Consider the following 21,168-nt stretch of genomic DNA (forward strand, 5'->3'; position numbering starts at 1 on the left):
TCACCTCTTATATCCGGTGAGGCATGGACAGCGTCGCGACTGAGCACAAGGCCGAGGTGGACGAGCGTTTCGATACTGCGCGGATCACCGCCGCCGTCGATGCGCTTGTCGAAAAGCATGGGGGACGCGAAGACGCGTTCCGCACGGCCATGGCGCAATTGCTCAAGGCCGAGCTGGTCGCGGCGCGCGCCGCGGCGCAGGACATCCTCCTGAAGGACCGCCACGGCCGCCGCTGCGCCGAGCGGCTCTGTCACGTCCAGGACGAGATCATCCGCATCCTGTATTCGGCGGCGACCCGTCATCTCTACCGTTCGCCGATCCCGAGCGGCGCCGAGCGCATGGCGGTGGTCGCGACCGGCGGCTACGGCCGCGGCCTGATGGCGCCCGAATCCGACATCGATCTCTTGTTCATCCTGCCCTACAAGCAGACCGCCTGGGGCGAGCAGGTCGCCGAAGCCATCCTCTACTGCCTGTGGGACATGGGGCTGAAGGTCGGCCACGCCACGCGCTCGGTGGACGAATCGATCCGGCAGGCACGCGGCGACATGACGATCCGCACCGCCATCCTGGAGACCCGCTTCCTGACCGGCGACAAGCCGCTCTACGACGAGTTGGTCGCGCGCTTCGACAAGGAGGTGGTGCAGGGCACCGCGTCGGAATTCGTCACCGCGAAGCTCGCCGAGCGCGAGGAGCGCCATCGGCGCGGCGGCCAGTCGCGCTATCTGGTCGAGCCCAACGTCAAGGACGGCAAGGGCGCCTTGCGCGACCTGCACACGCTGTTCTGGATCGCCAAATACGTCTACCGCGTGCGCGACACCGACGAGTTGGTCGAGCGCGGGGTGTTCGACGCGCAGGAATATCGCAGCTTCCGCCGCTGCGCCGACTTCCTGTGGTCGGTGCGCTGCAATCTGCATTTCTATTCTGGTCGCGCCGAAGAACGCCTCTCCTTCGACCTCCAGCGCGAGATCGCGGTACGGCTCGGCTACACCTCGCATCCCGGCATGCAGGACGTCGAGCGCTTCATGAAGCACTATTTCCTTGTCGCCAAGGAGGTCGGCAACCTCACCGCCATCCTCTGCGCCAAGCTCGAGGACCAGCAGGCCAAGCCCGCGCCGGTGCTGAGCCGGATGATGGCGCGGCTGCGGCCGACCGCGGCGAAGCGGCGCGTCCCCGACAGCGACGACTTCATCGTCGACAACAACCGCATCAACGTCGCAGCCCCGGATGTCTTCAAACACGATCCGGTCAATCTGATCCGGATCTTCCGGCTCGCGCAGAAGAACAACCTCGCCTTCCATCCGGATGCGATGCGCGACGTCACACGCTCGCTCGGCCTGATCAATGCGCAAATGCGCGAAAATCCCGAGGCCAACCGGCTGTTCATGGAGATCCTGACCTCCGACAACGCCGAGATCGTGCTGCGGCGGATGAACGAGACCGGTGTGCTCGGCCACTTCATCCGCGCCTTCGGCAAGATCGTCTCGATGATGCAGTTCAACATGTATCATCACTACACCGTTGACGAGCATCTGATCCGCTGCATCGGCTTCCTCCAGGACATCGAGCGCGGCGGCGTCGAGGAGTTCACGCTCGCCAGCGACCTCATGCGCAAGACGCGGCCCGAGCACCGCGCGGTGATCTATATCGCCACGTTGCTGCATGACGTCGCAAAGGGCCGGCCGGAGGACCACTCGATCGCCGGCGCCAAGGTCGCGCGCCGGCTCTGCCCGCGGCTCGGCTTCAGCCCGGCCGACACCGAGCTCATCGCCTGGCTGATCGAGGAGCATCTGACGATGTCCACGGTCGCGCAGTCGCGCGACCTCTCGGATCGCAAGACCATCGAGAATTTCGCAGCAGTGGTGCAGTCGGTCGAGCAGATGAAGCTCCTGACGATCCTGACCACCGCGGACATTCGCGGCGTCGGTCCGGGCGTGTGGAACGGCTGGAAGGCGCAGCTGCTGCGCTCGCTGTATTATGAGACCGAGCCGGTGCTCACAGGCGGCTTCTCGGAGGTCGACCGGGGCAAACGTCTTGCGTCCGCCCACGCAGAATTCCGCATGGCCTTCGCAGAATGGCCGGCGGAGGAGCTTGACGCCTATATCGGCCGGCACTATCCGGCCTATTGGCTCAAGGTCGAGCTGCCGCGAAAAATCCGCCACGCGCGCTTCGTCCGCTCCAGCGAGCAGGCCGGCCACAAGCTCGCGATCAATGTCGGCTTCGACGAGGTGCGCGGCGTCACCGAGCTCACGATCTTCGCGGCCGACCATCCTTGGCTGCTGTCGATCATCGCGGGCGCCTGCGCCTCGGCCGGCGCCAACATCGTCGACGCCCAGATCTACACCACGACCGACGGCCGCGCGCTCGACACGATCTCGATCTCCCGGGAATACGACCGCGACGAGGACGAGGGACGGCGCGCCACCCGCATCGGCGAGATGATCGAGGACGTGCTGGAAGGCAAGCTGCGCCTGCCCGAGGTGGTGGCCCGCCGCACCGTGCGCAGCAAGGCAAAACCCTTCGTGATCGAGCCGGAAGTGACCATCAACAACCAATGGTCCGACCGCTACACCGTGATCGAGGTCTCGGGCCTCGACCGGCCCGGCCTGCTCTACGAGCTGACCACCGCGATCTCCAAGCTCAACCTCAACATTGCGTCAGCTCACGTCGCGACCTTCGGCGAGCGCGCGCGCGACGTGTTCTACGTCACCGACCTCCTCGGCGCCCAGATCAGCGCACCGACACGCCAGGCCGCGATCAAGAGCGCGCTGACCCATGTGATGGCCGGCGACAAGGCGGTTGCGGCGCCGGCGGCGTGAGTTTTCCTCATGTCCGGACTGGCCGCGGTGCGGCGCCCGGATTGAGAAGGGAAGAGGCCGGCAGGCCACGCCTTCCCCCTCTCCTGATCATCGCACCGACCTTTGTCCGGAAAGTCGTAGAGCGTTCACTAGCGCAGGCAACGCAGCCGGTTGATGCTGACGACTGGGATAGTACATGAAGAAGCCGGGGATTGGCGGCGTCCAGTCCTCCAGCACCCTGATAAGACGGCGCTGCGCAACATACCCGGCGACCTGCTCCTCATAGGCGAGTCCGACACCAACCCCGGCGAGCGCCGCCTGGATCACCAGGTGAGTATCGTCAATGATCAGCGGGCCGTTCACGTTGATCGTGACCGACTTTCGACCCTGCTCGAACTCCCACCGATATGGACCGCTCGCAAGACGCAAGGTAATGCACCGATGATCGTTAAGGTCCTTTGGATTTTCGGGAATGCGTCGTGAAGCGAAATATCGCGGCGAACCTACGACCGCCAGCCGCAGATCGGGCGTGAGACGAACCGCGATCATGTCCTTTTGGATGTACTCGCCAAGCTGAATACCGGCATCGAACTCGCCCGCCACAAGATCCACGGGACCAGTGACGGTGACAATGTCCAGAACGATGTCAGGGTAGGCCTCAGCGAAAGCTCTCAGCCGCGGCAATAAGACCATCACGGCGGCCGATCGTGACATCACGATTCGAAGGCGGCCTTGGGGCCGACGCCGAACGCTTCGGGCCTTGTCGAGGGCCTGACGAATTTGCTCGAGGGCCGGAGACAAGTCTTCCAAAAGGGCTGCCCCGGCGGCGGTCGGCGCAACGCTCTTAGTCGTTCGGGCGAGCAGCTTCAACTCTAGCCGCTGCTCCAGTCTCCGGATTGTATGGCTCAAGGCAGATTGGGATACACCGAGCTTTATCGCAGCGCGTGTAAAGCTTCGTTCGTTGGCTACGACCGCAAACGCGGCGAGTTCGTTCATTTCGTTGGTCATCGTTCATGAATATTGCTCACGAGCCTATGCCAAGCAAGGTATCTAGTTTCATGAGGCACTTTGCCGTAGGTCTTTGCGGGCAACGAGACGACTTGCAGCAGCTTTCCTGAACGCAGGGCAGGTCGAGGCTCAGCACAGCCGACCGAGCCGCATGAATGAGTCCGGCACGACAACTCGAGGAAGACCATGGACACGGACGTTTCTGCCTTGCGCTCCCTGGCGCAGACCTATTTCGATGCTGCCTATGAAATGGATGCCGAGAAATTTGCGTCCATATTCCACCCATCGAGTTCCGTGACGAAGGTCGCCGAGGACGGCAATGTCGGCGTGACGCCGATTGCGGCCTGGCTGGCAATGGTCCGCAACATGAAGGCTCCGAAGCAACAGGGCTGCGAGCGCGATGATCAGATCGTGTCGATAGATGTCGAGAGAGAGCTCGCGCTCTTGAAGGTGAAACTGCAAATTCCGCCGCGTTCCTTCACGGACCTGTTGTCGTGCTTAAAGGTGAATGGAACCTGGAAGATCGTGCAGAAGGTGATGACGTCGGAAATCTGACGAGTTCGGCATAGAGGGAGAACATCCAAGAGATCGCCCGACGATCGCTCGTTCTCAAAGGGACTCCCGGATCTTTACCCCCTCGTGCCGCAGCAGCCAGCGTTTGCGTTCGAGCCCGCCGCCATACTTCACCAGCGAACCATCCACCCCGATCAGCCGATGACATGGCAGCACCACGCTGATCGGATTGGAGCCGTTGGCATGGCCGACGGCGCGAATGGCTTTGGGCAGGTCGATCTTCGCGGCGAGTGCGCCATAGCTCATCGTGGTGCCCGCAGGGATTTGCGCGAGCGCGGTCCAGACCTTCTGCTGGAACGGGGTGCCGGCGATGCGCCATGCGATGCCCGAGAGCTGGCCGAGATCGCCGTCGAAATAGCCTGACAGCGCCGTCCGCATGGAAACGGGCGCAGGCCGGTCACGCAGCTCCACCACGCCGTAGTGCAGGCGCAGGAGCTCTCGCATCCGGTGCTCGTAATCATCCCAATCCAGCGCGCGCAGCGCGCCTTCCGCGTCGGTGACGAGCAGCGCGGTGCCGATCGGCGTCGTCAGGCGATCGAGGCCGAAGCTGACTGAGGATTTGGTTGACCGACTGGCCATTGCGGCACCATTGCATCGAAACACGCCCATCGCACTTGCCATGCCGGCCATGGTAACGTCCACCCGAAAGCTGACGCTTTGGGGGAGCTCACCTTGATTCTGATCGCCAATGTCCTGGTGGCGCTGGTCGCCGCGCTGCACGTCTTCTTCCTGATCCTGGAGATGTTTCTCTGGGACAAGCCACAGGGCCTGAAGGTGTTTCGCAACACGCCTGAGAAGGCCGAGATCACGAAGGTGCTGGCCGCCAATCAAGGTCTCTATAACGGCTTCCTCGCGGCCGGACTGATCTGGGGTCTCGTCCACGGCAACCCGGCCTTCGCGTTCCAGATCAAGGCGTTCTTCCTGCTTTGCGTGATCGTGGCCGGCGGCTATGGCGCCGCGACCGTCAGCAGCCGCATCCTGATGGTGCAGGCGCTGCCGGCGGCGATCGCGCTGGCGGCGCTGTTCCTGGCTTAGCTTCTGGCCTGAGACGCTACGGCGCAGCGCCGCGATCCTTGCGCGGCGGCGAACCTTCCTCCACAATCTTCGGCAGCGATGGCGGCCGTTGCAATCAGCGGAAAAAGACCATCGGCGGAAAATTCCGTCTGGAGGAACACCCACATGAACAATCGCAGAGCCTTTCTAGCTGCCACGGCGGCGCTCGCCGTCGCGTTCGCCGCGAACCAAGCCTTTGTAAGCCAGGCCTTCGCGCAGAAGAAATACGACATCGGGGCGAGCGACACCGAGATCAAGATCGGCCAGACCGTGCCGTTCTCCGGCCCCTATTCCGTCTACGCCAATATCGGCAAGACCCAGGCCGCCTATTTCAAGATGATCAACGATCAGGGCGGCATCAACGGCCGCAAGATCAACCTGATCCAGTATGACGACGCTTATTCGCCGCCGAAAACGGTCGAGCAGGTGCGCAAGCTGGTCGAGGGCGACGAGGTGTTGTTCACCTTCCAGCTGATCGGCACCGCGGCGAACGCGGCCGTGCAGAAATATCTGAACGGCAAGAAGGTCCCGCAGTTGCTGGCCTCGACCGGCGCGGCGCGCTTCAACGATCCGCAGAACTATCCCTGGACCATCGCCTACAATCCCAATTACGTGTCCGAGGGACGGATCTACGCCAAATACATTCTCAAGGAGCATCCGAACGCCAAGATCGGCGTGCTCTACCAGAACGACGACATGGGCCGCGACTATCTCGCGGGCCTCAAGAGCGGCCTCGGCGACAAGGCCAACATGATCGTCGGCGAAGTCTCCTACGAGGTCACCGACCCGACCGTCGACTCCCAGGTGGTCAAGCTGAAGTCGATGGGTGTCGACGTGTTCTTCGATGCCTCGACGCCGAAATTCGCGGCGCAGGCGATCAAGAAGCTGGCCGACCTCGGCTGGACGCCGGTGCACATCCTCGACATCAATGCGAGCCCGATCTCGGCGACGCTGAAGCCGGCCGGCCTCGACATCTCCAAGGGCATCATCTCGACCCAATATGGCAAGGAGCCGAGCGATCCGCAGTGGAAGGACGATCCCGGCGTGAAGGCCTTCTTCGCCTTCATGGACAAGTACTTCCCGGAAGGCGACAAGCTCAACACCGTCAACACCTATGCCTATTCGGTGGCGGAGTTGCTGGTGCAGGTCCTGAAGCAATGCGGCGACGACTTGACGCGTGAGAACATCATGAAGCAGGTCGCCAACATCAAGAACTTCACGCCGAGCTTCGCGCTCCCCGGCATCAAGATCAACACCGGGCCGAACGACTTCCGCGTCAACAAGCAGATGCAGATGATGAAGTTCAACGGCGAACGCTGGGAGCTGTTCGGACCGATCATCGAGGACACGGGACCGTCGGGCTAGCGAGACCCGGATACCTCGCCTCTGCCCGGACAGAGCACGTAACGGACGCTCGCCCTCCCCGGGGTGCGGGCGTCCTGCTTTCCGCGGCCGGCCGCGCCGTCAACCATACCTGAAGGTCCCAGCGTCGGTTCGACTAAAGTCACTTTCGTGACCAGCATGTAATCTTGCGTCGCAGCAGAGCCTCCGCCACACTCCCGCCCAGCGATGACGTCCGCCGCCGACGGGGCGATGGAAAGATCGTCCGCGATAACAAACCGAGGAAATTGCGAATGAGGAACGGATTTTTGCATCTGGTCACTGGCACGGCGCTCGCTTTGGCGCTGTCGGTCTCGGCGGCCAATGCCCAGAAGAAATATGACCCCGGCGCGTCGGACACCGAAATCAAGATCGGTCAGACCAACCCGTTCAGCGGTCCCGCCTCCGCTTATGCCACGATCGGCAAGACCCAGGCCGCTTACTTCAAGATGATCAACGATCAGGGCGGCATCAACGGCCGCAAGATCAACCTGATCCAGTACGACGACGCCTATTCGCCGCCGAAGGCCGTGGAGCAGGTGCGCAAGCTGGTCGAGAGCGATGAGGTGCTGCTGACCTTCCAGCTTCTCGGCACCCCCTCGAACGCGGCCGTGCAGAAATATCTCAACGCCAAGAAGGTGCCGCAACTCTTCGCGGCCACTGGCGCATCGAAGTTCACCGACCCCAAGAACTTCCCCTGGACGATGGGCTTCAATCCCAACTACTTCGTCGAAGGCCGCATCTACGGCCAGTACATCATCAAGAATCATCCGAACGCGAAGGTCGGCGTCCTCTACCAGAACGACGATCTCGGAAAAGACTATCTGAACGGCATCAAGGCCGGGCTTGGAGACAAGGCCTCCAGCATGATCGTCGCGGAAGCTTCCTACGAGGTGTCCGATCCCACCGTCGATTCACAGATCCTCAAGATCAAGTCGGCAGGCGCCGATTTGTTCTTCAGCGCCACGACGCCGAAACAGGCCGCACAGGCGATCAAGAAGATCGCCGAGCTCGACTGGCACCCCGTGCATATTCTCGACATCAACGCCACTTCGGTCGGCGCCGTGATGAAGCCCGCTGGACTTGAAGCATCCAAGGGCGTGATCAGCGTCAACTATGGCAAGGATCCGCTCGATCCGAGCTGGAAGGATGATCCGGGCATGAAGAAATATTTCGAGTTCATGGCCAAGTACTATCCGGACGGCGACAAGGATTCGAGCTTCAACAGCTACGGCTACTCGACCTCGCAGTTGATGGCCTACGTGCTCCAGAAATGCGGCGACAACCTGACCCGCGAGAACGTCATGAAGGTCGCCACCAGCCTGAAGGACGTTGAACTCGACCTGTCGCTGCCCGGCATCAAGGCCAATACGTCGCCGACCGACTACCGCGTCAACAAGCAGCTTCAGATGATGAAGTTCAACGGCGAGCGCTGGGAGCTGTTCGGCCCGATCCTGGAGGATGCGGGTCCGGCGGGTTAGTTCTCAAGAACGCTGCCTCAACGACGTCATGCCCGGGCTTGTCCCGGGCATCCACGTTCTTGGAGGCGCGAAAGGAAGTCGTGGATGGCCGGGTCAAGCCCGGCCATGACGACCACGAGAGATCGGTCCAACGGCATTCACGCCGGGATCTCGCCAAAATTCTTCCCCACGGGCAGCACCGCGTGCCGGATCAGGCGGGAATCCTCCACCGCGGCCTGGCGATGTTTCACGGCTTCGCGATAAACGGGGTCGCGGATCATCTCGACGAAGGCGGCGACGCTCGGATACTCCGCGATGAAGCAATGGTCCCAGCGTTCGTCCTGCGGGCCGATCAGCATCAGCTCGAACCTGCCCTGCCAGACGATGCGGCCGCCGAGGCGTTCGAACACCGGGCCGCTCTCGCGGCCATAGGCCGCGTAGGCTTCCGCGCCGCTCGCCTTGCGTCCGTCCGGATAGGCCGCCTCTTCCCGCAACCGCACCAGGTTGAGCATATGTATCGGGCCGGGACGGTCGTTCTCCCGGAACTGCGCAAAAATCTCCTTGGTCGGATCGATATGGCCCATGAGCGCTCCCTCTTTTTGATGCCGGCGATCTTAGCTTTGCCGCCGAGGATGCGGAACAGCGAGGTGCGAATGCCCCACCTCCTAATCACGCGTTAACGCCGGGGTAACCGGGCCTTAAACAGCGACCGCTAGCGTGCGACGGGGCGGGCTGACCGGGCGTTTTGCGTATGGCGTGGGGAAAGAAAAAGGGTGGGCGGAAGGAGCCGCTGTTCGGCTTGCCCGCGGCGCTCTCCGATCTGCGCCTGACCGCGGCGGATCGCGTTCCCGGCGGCGGCGACGACAAGCCGAAGAAATCAGCGAAATCATCCGCCAAGCGCAAGGCTGAAGAGCTCGGCGGCGAGCCGCCGCGCGAACGCAAGGCGCCGGCCGGCCGGAGCGGCGCCAAGCGGCGCGCGAAGTCGCGTGGGGGTTTCGGCCTCGGCCGTCTCGTCTATTGGGGCGCGGTGCTGAGCCTGTGGGGCGGCATCGCGGTGATCGGCGTCGTGATCTATGTCGGCGCCCATTTGCCGCCGATCCAGTCGCTGGAGATTCCAAAGCGCCCGCCGACGATCCAGATCGTCGGCATCGACGGCAGCATGCTGGCGCAGCGCGGCGAGATGGCCGGCGCCAATGTCGCGCTGAAGGACCTGCCGCCCTATTTGCCGAAGGCGTTCATCGCCATCGAGGATCGCCGCTTCTATTCGCATTTCGGCATCGATCCCGTCGGCATCCTGCGCGCCCTCGTCACCAACGTTCTGCATCGCGGCGTCTCGCAGGGCGGCTCGACGCTGACGCAGCAGCTCGCCAAGAACCTGTTCCTGACCCAGGAGCGCACCATGCAGCGCAAGCTGCAGGAGGCGGAGCTCGCGATCTGGCTGGAACGCAAGCACTCTAAGGACGAGATCCTGGAGCTCTATCTCAATCGCGTCTATTTCGGCTCAGGGGCCTACGGCGTCGAAGCCGCCGCGCAAAAATATTTCGGCAAGTCGGCGAAGAACGTCACCGTGGCCGAGGCGGCGATGCTGGCCGGTCTCGTCAAATCGCCCTCGCGCCTCGCCCCGAACCGCAATCCCGAAGGCGCCGAAGCGCGTGCGCAAATCGTGCTCGCGGCGATGGCGGATGCAAAGTTCATCACCGACGCGCAGGCCAAGGCCTCGATCGGCCATCCCTCCTACAATGTGAAGCCCGCCGGCGCCGGCACCGTCAATTACGTCGCCGACTGGATCGGCGAAGTCCTGGACGATCTGGTCGGCCAGATCGACGAGAGCATCAAGGTCGAGACCACGATCGATCCCAAGCTGCAGAGCGTGGCGGAAGCCGCCATCATCGACGAGCTCGCGGCCAAGAGCGTGAAGTTCAATGTCAGCCAAGGCGCGCTGGTGGCGATGACGCCCGACGGCGCGGTGCGCGCGATGGTCGGCGGACGGAACTATTCCGAGAGCCAGTACAACCGTGCGGTCACCGCCAAACGACAGCCGGGCTCCTCTTTCAAGCCGTTCGTGTACCTCACGGCGCTCGAGCAGGGCCTGACGCCGGACACGATGCGCCAGGACGCGCCGATCGAGGTCAAGGGCTGGAGGCCCGAGAACTACACCCATGAATATTTCGGCGCGGTGACGCTGACCCAGGCGCTGGCGATGTCGCTCAACACCGTCGCCATCCGTCTCGGCCTCGAAGTCGGACCGAAGAACGTGGTGCGCACCGCGCACCGGCTCGGCATCTCCTCAAAGCTCGAGCCCAATGCCTCGATCGCGCTCGGCACGTCGGAAGTCTCGGTCGTCGAGCTGGTCGGCGCCTACGCGCCCTTCGCCAATGGCGGCTTCGCAGTGGCGCCGCATGTCGTGACGCGCATCAGGACGCTCAGCGGCAAGCTGCTCTATATGCGCCAGCCCGAAGAGCGCAACCCGGTGATCGACCCCCGCTATGTCGGCATGATGAACGCGATGATGCGGGAGACGCTTGTTTCAGGGACCGCCAAGAAGGCGGAGATCCCGGGATGGCCCGCGGCCGGCAAGACCGGCACCAGCCAGGATTATCGCGACGCCTGGTTCATCGGCTACACCGCAAACCTCGTCACCGGCGTCTGGCTCGGCAATGACGACAACTCGCCGACCAAGAAGGCTACCGGCGGCGGCCTGCCGGTGGAAGTCTGGTCGCGCTTCATGAAGACGGCGCACGAGGGTGTGGCGGTGGCAAACTTGCCGAGCTCGCCAGGCGGCTGGGGCCTGTCGAACCTTGCGCAGGCGGCTTCGCAAGTGTCACCGCCGACAGCGATCGCGCCCGCACCGGCGCCGGCCAACAATGGCGGCTATCGCCCGCCGCCGACGCGCGCCAATGCACGGCCGGAGGCCGCGGCGGGACTCGATGGCTGGCTGATGGACCGGTTGTTCGGCGGAAACCGATAGGCGCGGCCTGAGGGCTTTGGCGACCTCAACACAAAAACCGCGAAAACAACCCCATGCACAGTAGCCGGCGCTAACCAAATCAACGGCTTGCGGGGGAAGCACTGACGTTCGAAGTGCGGGCTTGGACGTCAGCTGCAACCCATCGGGATTGACGTTCTACACCCGGCGGATCGCGCCCCCATCAACCGGGATCGCAGCGCCATTGATGTAGCGGGCGAGTGGAGAGGCGAGAAACGCGACGAGGTGCCCGATATCCTCAGGCTCCCCGAAATAGCCGGCAGGGATGTTCTGCTTGATGAAGTCCGCCTTCGATTGCTCCGTTGGATGCAATTTCTGAATTTGAGCGGTGTTGATGCGGCCCGGTGCGATCGTGTTGACGGTGACACCATAGGGGCCGAGTTCGGACGATAGCGTTCGGGACCAGCTGACGAGAGCGGCCTTGGCCGGCGCTGCTCCATTGAGTTTAGGCGCAACAAGCGCACCCGAGATGTTGACGATCCGCCCCCAGTTTCGAGCCTTCATTCCCGGCGAGATGAGATCGGTCAAGCGACGTGCCGCAAGGAAGTTGAGCGTCATCGCCTCGTCCCAGAAGGCATCGTCGGCCTCGCCCGTCACGGGCCTCGCCCCACCGGCGTTGTTGACGAGGATATCGACGTGCCCGCCGAGCGCGGCCGACGCTTCGGCTGCAATTTGCGCCGGGCCGCCTTGCGCGCACACGTCTCCCACCACCATCACTGGACGACCGCCGGCGCGCGAGGCGAGGGCTCCGGCTACCTTCTCCAGCGCGGCCGCCGTCCGCGCACTGATTGCGACCCGCACCCCCGCGTCTGCCAGTGAGCCGGCGATGCCGCTGCCAATTCCGCCACTGGCCGCCGTTATGAGGGCGGTCTTGCCTTCCAGTCCGAGGTTCATCCGTTGATCTCCTCACAAATCAGGGGGATGCCCGTGGATTGACGATCAATGGAGAGGCTGTCGACTTGAGCGAAAGGGCTGGTCGGACACCGAGGCCGCTGAGAACAAAGTCCCATCAATCCATCGGCGCGCGCGGCTGCAAGCCCTCGCGCACAAGGCGGGCGATGACAGCGTCAGATGAGGCAAAAGCGAGCCCTAATCCTCGACGCCGTAGCGGTGCAGGTCGTTGCCGTAGGTATCGAGCCACTTCTTGGCGCGCTCCATCGAGGGGCAGACTTTTCCGCAGACGCGCCAGAACCGCGCCGAGTGGTTCATCTCGACGAGATGGGCGACCTCGTGGGCGGCGAGATAGTCCAGCACGAAGGGCGGCGCGAGGATCAGGCGCCAGGAGAACGACAGCGAGCCCGCGGAGGTGCACGAACCCCAGCGGCTGGACTGATCGCGGATCGACAGGCGCTTGACCCTGACACCGAGCTCGGCGGCGTAGGCCTCCGCCGAACGCTGCAGATCGCGGCGCGCCTCGCGCTTGAGGAAGTCGCTGACGCGGCGATCGACATGTTCGAGCCCGCCGGCGATGCAGAGAATCTTCTCTCCGCTATCGCGAGTCTCGGTCCACACCGTGCCGCGCGTGCCGGCGCGATGAACGATGCGATGTGGCGTGCCGCGGAGCGGTATCACCGTGCCCGGCTGGAACGGCGCCGCCTTCGGCAAGCGACCGAGACGCGCGGCGATCCACGCGCCATGACGCTGCGCGAAGTCTTTGGCTTCGGCCAGCGTGCCGCGCGGCGGCATCGTGAGGATGGCTTCGCGATCGCTCGGATGAATTCTGAGCGTATAACGGCGCGCGCGGCGGTGCCGGCGCAATCGGATGGCAAAAAATTGCGATCCGTGGGTGATCAGGACGGTCTTTGGTTCGTGGGGCCGACGATAAAGGAGTGCGCGGGTGGCCATGTCTGTCAGTCCGGGGGGCAGGAGGGCGCCCGGATTCTGCCATAACCGCCGCCATGGGAAGCGCTCGGCGCAAAAACAAATCATTTGCCCAATATACAGCGGTCAGGCTTCCGGGAGACCCTACAGACTGGGGTTGGAACCGGCTTTTTTCGCCCTCGCTGGATGCATGCGGCACCCCCAAGAGGTGAGTGCTGACTCACTCCTATAAAGCTACCTAAATACCGCGAATCTGGCGGGTATTCACCCCATCCGGAACGTCCGGCCGGGACCGGATTTTCGACGGGAAAGCCGAAAAAGCAGGTTATTCGGCCGCGCGCGCCTGCAACGAGCTCGGATTCGCCGCCGAAACCATGAAGTCGTGAATTCGCGGCACGATTTCCGACCTGAAGCGCGAGCCGTTGAACACGCCGTAATGCCCGACACCCTTCTGGACGTAATGAATGCGGCGATGATCCGGGATCGAGCTGCACAATGTGTGCGTTGCTTCGGTCTGGCCGAGACCGGAGATGTCGTCGTTCTCGCCTTCGACCGTCATCAACGCCACGCGCGTGACCTTGGAGGGATCGACGCGTGTTCCGCGATGGGTCATCTCGCCCTTCGGCAGCGAGTGCTTCACGAACACGGTGTCGACCGTCTGCAGGTAATATTCTGCGGAGAGATCCATCACCGCGAGATATTCGTCATAGAACTCGCGATGCTTGTCGACGAGGTCGCCGTCGCCCTTCACCAGATGGGCAAAGAGCTGCTTGTGGGCGTCCATATGCCTATCGAGATTCATGCTGATGAAACCGTTGAGCTGCAGGAATCCCGGATAAACGTCGCGCATCATGCCCGGATGCGGGAACGGCACCTTGGTGATGACGTGGTTGCGGAACCAGTCGATGCCGCGCTCCTGGGCGAGGTTGTTCACCGCGGTCGGATTGCGGCGAGTGTCGATCGGCCCGCCCATCAGCGTCATCGAGGTCGGCACAAAGGGATCTCGCCGCGCTTCCATGATCGAGACGGCGGCGACGACGGGCACGGAGGGCTGGCACACGGCCAGCACATGCGTGTTGCCGCCGAGGACATGCAGCATCTCGATGACGTAATCGATGTAGTCGTCGAGATCGAAGCGGCCGTCGCTGAGCGGCACCATGCGGGCATCGGCCCAGTCGGTGATGTAGACCTCATGCGCGGGCAGGAAGGCTTCGACAGTGCCACGCAGCAGCGTCGCATAATGGCCGGACATCGGCGCGACGATCAGCACGCGCGGCTGCGGGCTGCGCAAGGGCCGCGCGAATTTGCGATCGAAATAGAGCAGCCGGCAGAACGGCTTTTCCCAGACCGAGCGGACCTCGACGGGAACGCGGATGCCGTTGACCTCGGTATCGTTGAGACCCCATTCCGGCTTGCCGTAACGGCGCGTGGTGCGCTCGAACAATTCGCAGGCTGCGGCGACCGACTTGCCGATCTCGGTGCGCGCCCAGGGATTGAGCGGATTTTGAAACAGCAACTTGGTGGCGTCAGTGACCGCACGTGCCGGATTGAGAGAGGCGTGCGCCATCTCGTACATCCAGTACATCGGCGTCGTCAGGACCGGACTGCCTTCGGCCGCCAGGGGCGGCGCGCCGCCAAACTCACCAATAGGCATCGCTATATTCCTCTTCGCATCGCAGCATACTGCCGAATGCGTAATATTGCGTCAATGCATGGTTCCGTACATCTACGTGGCCGAAACGGCTCAACCGGCCTGAATCCACGAGAAAGTGTCGCTATTCGCCGCCCGCCAGCAGCGAGCCGTGCTTCCTAGCGCTGCGTAAAAGGGCAAGAAATGCCCCAAAAGATGCAACCAGAAGCACCACATTGATGGCCAGTGCATCCAGCATCAGGTCGGTGCGGAAGGTGTTCTCGATCAGGAGCGCGCGCATTCCTTCGAACACGTAGGTCGGCGGCAGCGTCCAGGCGACATATTGCAGCCAAACCGGCAGCACGCTGACGGGATAGTAGATGCAGGCGAGCGGCAAGATCACGAACATCAAGGTCCAGACGATGCTCTCGGCGCCAAGGCCGTTTCGCAGCACCAGGCCCGAGACGAAGATGCCGACCGACCAGCTCGTGAAGATCAGATTGCAGAAGAACGCGATCAACGGCAGGCCGAGCGCATAGACGTTGAAGTGAAACAGGAACAGCGCCAGCAGCGTCATCGGAATGATTCCGATCGCGAGCCGGATCAGGCTCATGACCATCAGCGAGAGCAGAAACTCGATCGGCTTGAGCGGACTCATCATGAGGTTGCCGAGATTGCGCGCCCACATCTCTTCAAGGAACGAGATGGAGAAGCCGAGCTGGCCGCGGAACAGGATGTCCCAGAGGATGACGGCGCCGATCAGCGTGCCGCCGGCGCGCGCGAAGAAGCTGGCATTCTCCGCGATGTAATATTGGATGAAGCCCCAGGTGATGACCTGCAGCGCCGGCCAGTACAACAGCTCGAGCAACCGCGGCCAGGACGACAGCAGGAGATACCAATAGCGCAGGATCATCGCGCCGATGCGATGGGCGGAGATGCCGTGATGGTGGGAGATGTCGGTCATGAGGACACCCCGTAGCCCGGATGGGGCGCAGCGCAATCCGGGAATCGTGCCACAAGCGACAGGCGTCCCGGATTACGCTTCGCTCCATCCGGGCTACGGCTGCGTCTGCTCATCGCACCGCCTCCTTCCGGCCGCGCGCGACGTCGAGAAACACCTCTTCCAGAGTGGTGCGGTTGTAGCGCGCCATGATCGCCTCGGGCGTGTCGTCGTCCTCGATGCGGCCGCGCTTCATGATGATGACGCGGTCGCAGAGCCGCTCGACCTCGAGCATGTTGTGCGAAGCCAGCAGAATGGTGGCGTTGTTCGCCTTGCGATAGCGCTCCAGATGCGCCCGCACCCAGTCGGCCGTGTCGGGGTCGAGCGAAGCGGTCGGCTCGTCCAGCAGCAGGAGCTCGGGCTGGTTGATCAGCGCTTTGGCCAGCGCGACGCGGGTCTTCTGCCCGGCGGAGAGCTTGCCGTTGGCGCGATCGATGAAGTCGGTGAGATCGAGATCGCCCGCAAGCTCTGCGATGCGGCCCGCGAGGTTCTTCACCGCATAGAGCTTGCCGAAGATTGTGAGGTTCTGCCGTACCGTGAGCCGCATCGGCATGTCGACATAGGGGCTCTCGAAGTTCATCCGCCCCAGCACGGCAGCGCTCTCCTCGGGCATCCGATGCCCGAGCACCTGCACGCGGCCGGAGGTCGGCAGCACCAGCCCCATGATCATCGCGATGGTCGTGGTCTTGCCGGCGCCGTTGCCGCCCAGAAGGCCGGTGATGCTGCCGCGCGGCAGGACAAAGGAGATGTCGTCGACGGCGCGAGTCTGCTTGTAGACCTTGACGAGATGCTCGACCGCGATCGCCGCGGACGAGCTGCGCTCCGCGACAGTCGGCCGACTTGAAGCCTCGTCATTCTCCGTCATGCTGACCGTTCTTCTGCTATTGCGGCAGGGAGCGCAAGGCTTGTAATCCGGTAGTTCCGCGAGCCCAGCGTTTGTGACCTTGGAAGGCGCCGCCACATTGGCCGATATGACCGAAATTGCTGCTTCCGACTTCCGCCCCTCGCAGCGGCATATCCGCCTGGATACGATCCTGCGGCTGCGCTGGCTTGCGGTGCTGGGGCAGCTCGCCGCGATCTTCATCGTGGCGCAGGGGCTGGAGTTCAACGTCGAGATCGTCCCCTGCGTCAGCATCATCGCTCTGTCGGCGGCCCTGAACCTGGCGCTGCAGACCGCGGCCAATCCGATGCAGCGGCTGGAGCCGATCCAGGCGGCCGGCCTGCTCGCGCTGAACATCGTGGAATTGGCCGGTCTGCTGTACTTTACCGGCGGCTTGCAGAACCCGTTCTCGTTCCTGTTCCTCGCGCCGGTGCTGATCTCGGCCACGGCGCTGCCGGCGCGCCTCACCTTCGGCCTCGGCCTGCTCGCGGTCGCCTGCGCCTCGGTGCTGTTTTTCTTCCATCTGCCGCTGCCCTGGGATTCCGACGATCCCTTGGTGCTGCCGCCGATCTACCTGGTCGGCGTCTGGCTCTCGATCGTGCTCGCGATCGGCGTCACCAGCCTCTATTCCTTCCAGGTGACTGAAGAGGCGCGCAAGCTCGCGGACGCGCTGGCCGCGACCGAGCTGGTGCTGACGCGCGAGCAGCATCTGACCCAGCTCGACGGCCTTGCCGCTGCCGCCGCGCACGAGCTCGGCACGCCGCTCGCCACGATCTTCCTGATCTCGCGCGAGCTGGAGAAGACGGTGAAGGACGCCAGTTTTGCCGCCGACCTGAAGACGCTGCGCGAGCAGACCCAGCGCTGCCGCGACATATTGAGCAAGATCACCCAGCTCTCCTCCACCGGCGCGCCGTTCGACCGCATGAAGCTGTCGGAGCTGATCGAGGAGGTGGTGGCCCCGCACCGCGATTTCGGCGTCGAGATCAAGGTGCGGATCGCGGTCGCCGCCGTGGCCGAGCCGGTCGGCTCGCGCAATCCGGCGATCCTCTACGGCGTCGGCAACATCGTCGAGAACGCGGTCGATTTCGCCCGCACCACGGTCGAGGTGAATGCGTGGTGGAACAAGGATACGATCGAGCTCGTGATCTCCGACGACGGCCCCGGCATTCCCCCTGATATCCTGAACCGGATCGGCGAGCCCTATCTGTCGCGGCGGCGAACCGTGGACGAGGGCGGCGGTGAACGGCGCGGCCTCGGATTGGGCGTGTTCATCGCCCGGACACTGCTCGAGCGCACCGGCGCCAAGGTCTCGTTTACCAACCGGACCTTTCCGGAACACGGTGCCGTGGTCCACATCAGTTGGCCGCGAGAGCGCTTTGAGGCTATCGAGACGCTCGAAGAAACAATAGGATAGCCGCGACCTTGCGTCGCACAACAGGGCCGATCGACTATCGGCGGCCTTGGCACCGCCCGATTGCGAGGCCATATGTAGACGCGTTGGAGAGAGGACAAAACCTTGAACGCCATCGCCGAACTGAACGAACAGACCGACCGCTCGCTGCTCATCGTGGAGGACGACAAGCCGTTCCTGGAGCGGTTGTCGCGCGCCATGGAGACGCGCGGCTTTGCGGTGACGTCATGTGACACCGTGTCGGACGGTCTTGCACAGATCGGCAAGGCGGCGCCCGCATTCGCCGTGGTCGATTTGCGGCTCGGCGACGGCAACGGCCTCGACGTCGTCTCGGCGCTGAAGAAGAAGCGCCCGGATGCGCGCGCGATCGTGCTGACCGGCTATGGCAACATCGCCACCGCCGTCACCGCGGTGAAGATGGGCGCGATCGATTATCTCTCCAAGCCCGCGGATGCCGACGACGTCGTCGCGGCGCTGCTGTCGACCAGCGCGGAGAAGTCCGAGCTGCCGACCAACCCGATGTCCGCCGATCGCGTGCGCTGGGAGCACATCCAGCGCATCTACGAGATGTGCAACCGCAACGTCTCGGAAACGGCGCGCCGGCTCAACATGCACCGGCGGACCCTGCAGCGCATTCTGGCCAAGCGCGCGCCGCGGTAAGCTTCGACGGCTCTCGCGCCCCGGACGCAGCGCAGCACGAAGTGATGCGCTGCAGAGCCGGGGCCCATTTCTCAGAATCCATTGCCGCCTTCCAGGTCGCGGCTCTGCGCAGCAACGCTACGCGCTGCAGCGCGTCCGGGACACGAGACCGTCCTACTCCCAAAACTCCGCGTGCCCCTGCGGATCGACCAGGCGGTTGATCCGTAACGCTGCTGCCATTGCAAACCGCACCGTCATCTGCTTGCGCGTGGCGGCCGCGAGCTTGTGCTCGGGCGCTTCGCAATGCAGGTGCGCGCCGTAGGCGTCGGCGACGATCAGGCCGGTCTCTTCAGGAAAGATCTCGCAAGGCAGATCCTGCGTGAAGGCGAAGAACAGCCGGTCGCAATGGGCGCGGTATTCGTGCCATTTCTGATCGGCGCGCAGATCCTCCACCGACGATTTGATCTCGACGATCCAGATCTCGCCGCGCTCGTTCAGCGCGACCAGATCCGCGCGCCGCCCCGAGGGCAGCGGCAATTCGCTGATGCAGGAGAAGCCGAGCGAACGTAACAGCCGCGAGGTGCCGCGCGCGATCGCAAGCGCCGTCTCGGATTGGCGGCGATCCGGTGGCGGAACGAGGGAGAGGTTGCGGGCGGGGTTGTCCATGGCGAGGAGGATAGCCGATTCCGTGTGGGGCGGACACTGTCCGATAGGGGCGGGCTGTTACCGCACAACCGGTGAGGATGCGGAACCTCCCCCTCTCCCACGCACTTATCACGCAGCCGCCGGTCCTCGGCGGAACCACCGAGGCGGCGCGCGCATGATCGACGATCTCTGGTACAAGAACGGCGTGATCTATTGCCTCTCCGTCGGCTCCTATATGGACGCCAACGGCGACGGCATCGGCGACTTCAAGGGCCTGCTGCGCCGGCTCGATTATCTGCACGGCCTCGGCATCACCACGATCTGGCTGATGCCGTTCCAGAGCTCGCCGGGCCGCGACGACGGCTACGACATCGCCGATTTTTACAGCGTCGATCCCCGCTACGGCACGCTCGGCGATTTCGTCGAGTTCACCCATGGCTGCAAGCAGCGCGGCATCCGTATCATCATCGACCTCGTCGTCAACCACACCTCGGACCAGCATCAATGGTTCAAGGAGGCGCGGCGCGACAAGAACTCGCCTTATCGCGACTGGTATGTGTGGTCCGACAAGAAGCCCGCCAATGCCAACAAGGGCATGGTGTTTCCCGGCGTGCAGAAATCGACATGGACGCGCGACAAGGAAGCGGGCGCCTATTACTTCCATCGCTTCTACGATTTCCAGCCCGACCTCAACACGTCGAATCCTTACGTGCAGGCGGAAATTCTCAAGATCATGGGCTTCTGGATCCAGCTCGGCGTCTCCGGCTTCCGCATGGACGCCGTGCCCTTCGTGATCGCAACCAAGGGCGCGAAGGTGAAGAAGCCGGTCGAGCAGTACGACATGCTGCGCGCGTTCCGCGAATTCCTGCAATGGCGGCAGGGCGACGCCATCATTCTCGCCGAGGCCAACGTGCTGCCGGAAACCGACATGGAATATTTCGGCCGCGACGCCGACCGCATGCACATGATGTTCAATTTCCACGTCAACCAGCATCTGTTCTATGCGCTGGCCTCGGCGGACTCGCGCCCTCTGGCCAAGGCGCTGAAAGCAACAAAACCGCGGCCGGCCACGGCGCAATGGGGCCTGTTCCTGCGCAATCACGACGAGCTCGATCTCGGACGCCTGACCAAGGCGCAGCGCGATGCGGTGTTCAAATCGTTCGGCCCCGACAAGGACATGCAGCTCTACGACCGCGGCATTCGCCGCCGCCTCGCGCCGATGCTGGGCGGCGACCGCAGGCGGCTGGAGCTCGCCTACAGCCTGATGTGCACGCTGCCGGGAACGCCCGTGATCCGCTATGGCGACGAGATCGCGATGGGCGACGACCTTTCGCTGCCCGAGCGCAATTGCGCGCGCACGCCGATGCAATGGTCGACCGAGCCGCATGGCGGCTTCACCAAGAGCGACAAGCCGGCCTGCCCCGTCATCGACAAGGGACCGTACGGCTATCCGCACGTCAACGTGGCAAAGCAGCGGCGCGACCCCAACTCCATGCTGAACTGGACCGAGCGCATCGTCCGCATGCGGAAGGAAGTGCCGGAGGTCGGCTGGGGCGATTTCGCCATCGTCCCGACGCGCGATCCCGCCGTGTTCATCATGCGCTACGACTGGCGCAACAATTCGGTGCTGTTCGTGCATAATCTCGACGAGAAGCCGCGCGAGATCGCGTTCTCGGTGGGGCTATCGGGCGAGGCCGGCGCGCATTTGATCAATCTGCTCGCGGAGGACCACAGCCATGCCGACAAGCGCGGCCAGCACCGCATCGTGCTGGAGCCCTATGGCTATCGCTGGTACCGCGTCGGCGGGCTGGATTATCTGTTGAAGCGGAGCGACATCGACGGGAATACGGTGCGCGGGAATAAGCATCCGGGGTGACGTATCGACAT

18 protein-coding genes are annotated in these 21,168 nt (G+C 63.5%); 9 read left to right on the top strand and 9 right to left on the bottom strand.

The window, feature by feature from the left end:
* The first annotated feature begins 23 nt into the window (after positions 1 to 23).
* Positions 24 to 2,816 (top strand): [protein-PII] uridylyltransferase, encoded by a 2,793-nt coding sequence (locus AC0WRY_RS33875; protein WP_194405042.1) that lies wholly within the window; start codon positions 24 to 26, stop codon positions 2,814 to 2,816.
* Between the two features lie 87 nt (positions 2,817 to 2,903).
* Here the strand turns inward: AC0WRY_RS33875 and AC0WRY_RS33880 are convergent, their stop codons facing one another.
* Positions 2,904 to 3,803 carry a LysR substrate-binding domain-containing protein gene (locus AC0WRY_RS33880; protein ID WP_491122489.1) on the bottom strand — a complete coding sequence of 300 codons (900 nt, stop codon included), beginning with the start codon at positions 3,801 to 3,803 and terminating at the stop codon, positions 2,904 to 2,906.
* A 186-nt stretch (positions 3,804 to 3,989) separates the two neighbouring features.
* On the opposite strand from AC0WRY_RS33880, the gene AC0WRY_RS33885 reads away from it, so the two are divergent.
* Positions 3,990 to 4,358 carry a nuclear transport factor 2 family protein gene (locus AC0WRY_RS33885; protein WP_491122490.1) on the top strand — a complete coding sequence of 123 codons (369 nt, stop codon included), beginning with the start codon at positions 3,990 to 3,992 and terminating at the stop codon, positions 4,356 to 4,358.
* A gap of 54 nt (positions 4,359 to 4,412) precedes the next feature.
* Here AC0WRY_RS33885 and AC0WRY_RS33890 read toward each other — a convergent pair whose 3' ends face one another.
* Positions 4,413 to 4,955: a methylated-DNA--[protein]-cysteine S-methyltransferase gene (locus AC0WRY_RS33890; protein WP_491122491.1), complete on the bottom strand. Its 543-nt coding sequence runs from the start codon at positions 4,953 to 4,955 to the stop codon at positions 4,413 to 4,415.
* A 99-nt stretch (positions 4,956 to 5,054) separates the two neighbouring features.
* Here AC0WRY_RS33890 and AC0WRY_RS33895 point away from each other — a divergent pair, with 99 nt between their 5' ends.
* From AC0WRY_RS33895 to AC0WRY_RS33905, 3 genes are all read left to right on the top strand, one after another.
* A complete protein-coding gene (locus tag AC0WRY_RS33895) occupies positions 5,055 to 5,411 on the top strand; it encodes a DUF1304 domain-containing protein (protein WP_491123530.1) in 357 nt (118 codons plus the stop codon).
* Positions 5,412 to 5,555: 144 nt separating this feature from the next.
* On the top strand, positions 5,556 to 6,794 hold the full coding sequence (locus AC0WRY_RS33900) for an ABC transporter substrate-binding protein (RefSeq protein WP_491122492.1): 1,239 nt from the start codon (positions 5,556 to 5,558) through the stop codon (positions 6,792 to 6,794).
* Between the two features lie 269 nt (positions 6,795 to 7,063).
* Complete coding sequence (locus AC0WRY_RS33905; protein ID WP_194405046.1) at positions 7,064 to 8,290, top strand: ABC transporter substrate-binding protein; 1,227 nt, start codon at positions 7,064 to 7,066, stop codon at positions 8,288 to 8,290.
* Positions 8,291 to 8,427: 137 nt separating this feature from the next.
* Here the strand turns inward: AC0WRY_RS33905 and AC0WRY_RS33910 are convergent, their stop codons facing one another.
* Positions 8,428 to 8,853, bottom strand: a complete 426-nt coding sequence (locus AC0WRY_RS33910; RefSeq protein ID WP_491122493.1) for a DUF1330 domain-containing protein — start codon at positions 8,851 to 8,853, stop codon at positions 8,428 to 8,430.
* 167 nt (positions 8,854 to 9,020) lie between these two features.
* Here AC0WRY_RS33910 and AC0WRY_RS33915 point away from each other — a divergent pair, with 167 nt between their 5' ends.
* Positions 9,021 to 11,237: a transglycosylase domain-containing protein gene (locus AC0WRY_RS33915; protein ID WP_491122494.1), complete on the top strand. Its 2,217-nt coding sequence runs from the start codon at positions 9,021 to 9,023 to the stop codon at positions 11,235 to 11,237.
* A gap of 156 nt (positions 11,238 to 11,393) precedes the next feature.
* On the opposite strand, the gene AC0WRY_RS33920 is transcribed toward AC0WRY_RS33915, so the two are convergent.
* The 5 genes from AC0WRY_RS33920 to AC0WRY_RS33940 all read right to left on the bottom strand — a co-directional run bounded on the left by AC0WRY_RS33920 (position 11,394) and on the right by AC0WRY_RS33940 (position 16,571).
* Positions 11,394 to 12,149: an SDR family oxidoreductase gene (locus AC0WRY_RS33920; RefSeq protein ID WP_194405048.1), complete on the bottom strand. Its 756-nt coding sequence runs from the start codon at positions 12,147 to 12,149 to the stop codon at positions 11,394 to 11,396.
* A gap of 195 nt (positions 12,150 to 12,344) precedes the next feature.
* Entirely contained in the window at positions 12,345 to 13,184 is an 840-nt protein-coding gene (locus AC0WRY_RS33925) for a M48 family metallopeptidase (RefSeq protein ID WP_194405049.1), read from the bottom strand.
* A 217-nt stretch (positions 13,185 to 13,401) separates the two neighbouring features.
* On the bottom strand, positions 13,402 to 14,730 hold the full coding sequence (locus AC0WRY_RS33930; protein WP_194405050.1) for a polyhydroxyalkanoate depolymerase: 1,329 nt from the start codon (positions 14,728 to 14,730) through the stop codon (positions 13,402 to 13,404).
* 121 nt (positions 14,731 to 14,851) lie between these two features.
* Positions 14,852 to 15,670, bottom strand: a complete 819-nt coding sequence (locus AC0WRY_RS33935) for an ABC transporter permease (RefSeq protein WP_194405051.1) — start codon at positions 15,668 to 15,670, stop codon at positions 14,852 to 14,854.
* Positions 15,671 to 15,779: 109 nt separating this feature from the next.
* Positions 15,780 to 16,571 carry an ABC transporter ATP-binding protein gene (locus tag AC0WRY_RS33940; protein WP_491122495.1) on the bottom strand — a complete coding sequence of 264 codons (792 nt, stop codon included), beginning with the start codon at positions 16,569 to 16,571 and terminating at the stop codon, positions 15,780 to 15,782.
* 106 nt (positions 16,572 to 16,677) lie between these two features.
* Between AC0WRY_RS33940 and AC0WRY_RS33945 the strand changes: the two genes are divergently transcribed.
* Both AC0WRY_RS33945 and AC0WRY_RS33950 read left to right on the top strand, forming a co-directional pair.
* Positions 16,678 to 18,000 carry an ActS/PrrB/RegB family redox-sensitive histidine kinase gene (locus AC0WRY_RS33945; RefSeq protein ID WP_194408498.1) on the top strand — a complete coding sequence of 441 codons (1,323 nt, stop codon included), beginning with the start codon at positions 16,678 to 16,680 and terminating at the stop codon, positions 17,998 to 18,000.
* A gap of 102 nt (positions 18,001 to 18,102) precedes the next feature.
* Positions 18,103 to 18,657, top strand: coding sequence for an ActR/PrrA/RegA family redox response regulator transcription factor (locus AC0WRY_RS33950; RefSeq protein WP_008141807.1), 555 nt, complete (start codon positions 18,103 to 18,105; stop codon positions 18,655 to 18,657).
* A gap of 153 nt (positions 18,658 to 18,810) precedes the next feature.
* Here AC0WRY_RS33950 and AC0WRY_RS33955 read toward each other — a convergent pair whose 3' ends face one another.
* Complete coding sequence (locus AC0WRY_RS33955) at positions 18,811 to 19,302, bottom strand: MmcB family DNA repair protein (RefSeq protein WP_194405053.1); 492 nt, start codon at positions 19,300 to 19,302, stop codon at positions 18,811 to 18,813.
* Between the two features lie 154 nt (positions 19,303 to 19,456).
* Here AC0WRY_RS33955 and AC0WRY_RS33960 point away from each other — a divergent pair, with 154 nt between their 5' ends.
* Positions 19,457 to 21,157 (top strand): alpha-amylase family protein, encoded by a 1,701-nt coding sequence (locus AC0WRY_RS33960; RefSeq protein WP_194405054.1) that lies wholly within the window; start codon positions 19,457 to 19,459, stop codon positions 21,155 to 21,157.
* Positions 21,158 to 21,168 lie beyond the last annotated feature (11 nt).

The organism is Bradyrhizobium sp. T-12 (assembly GCF_058314695.1).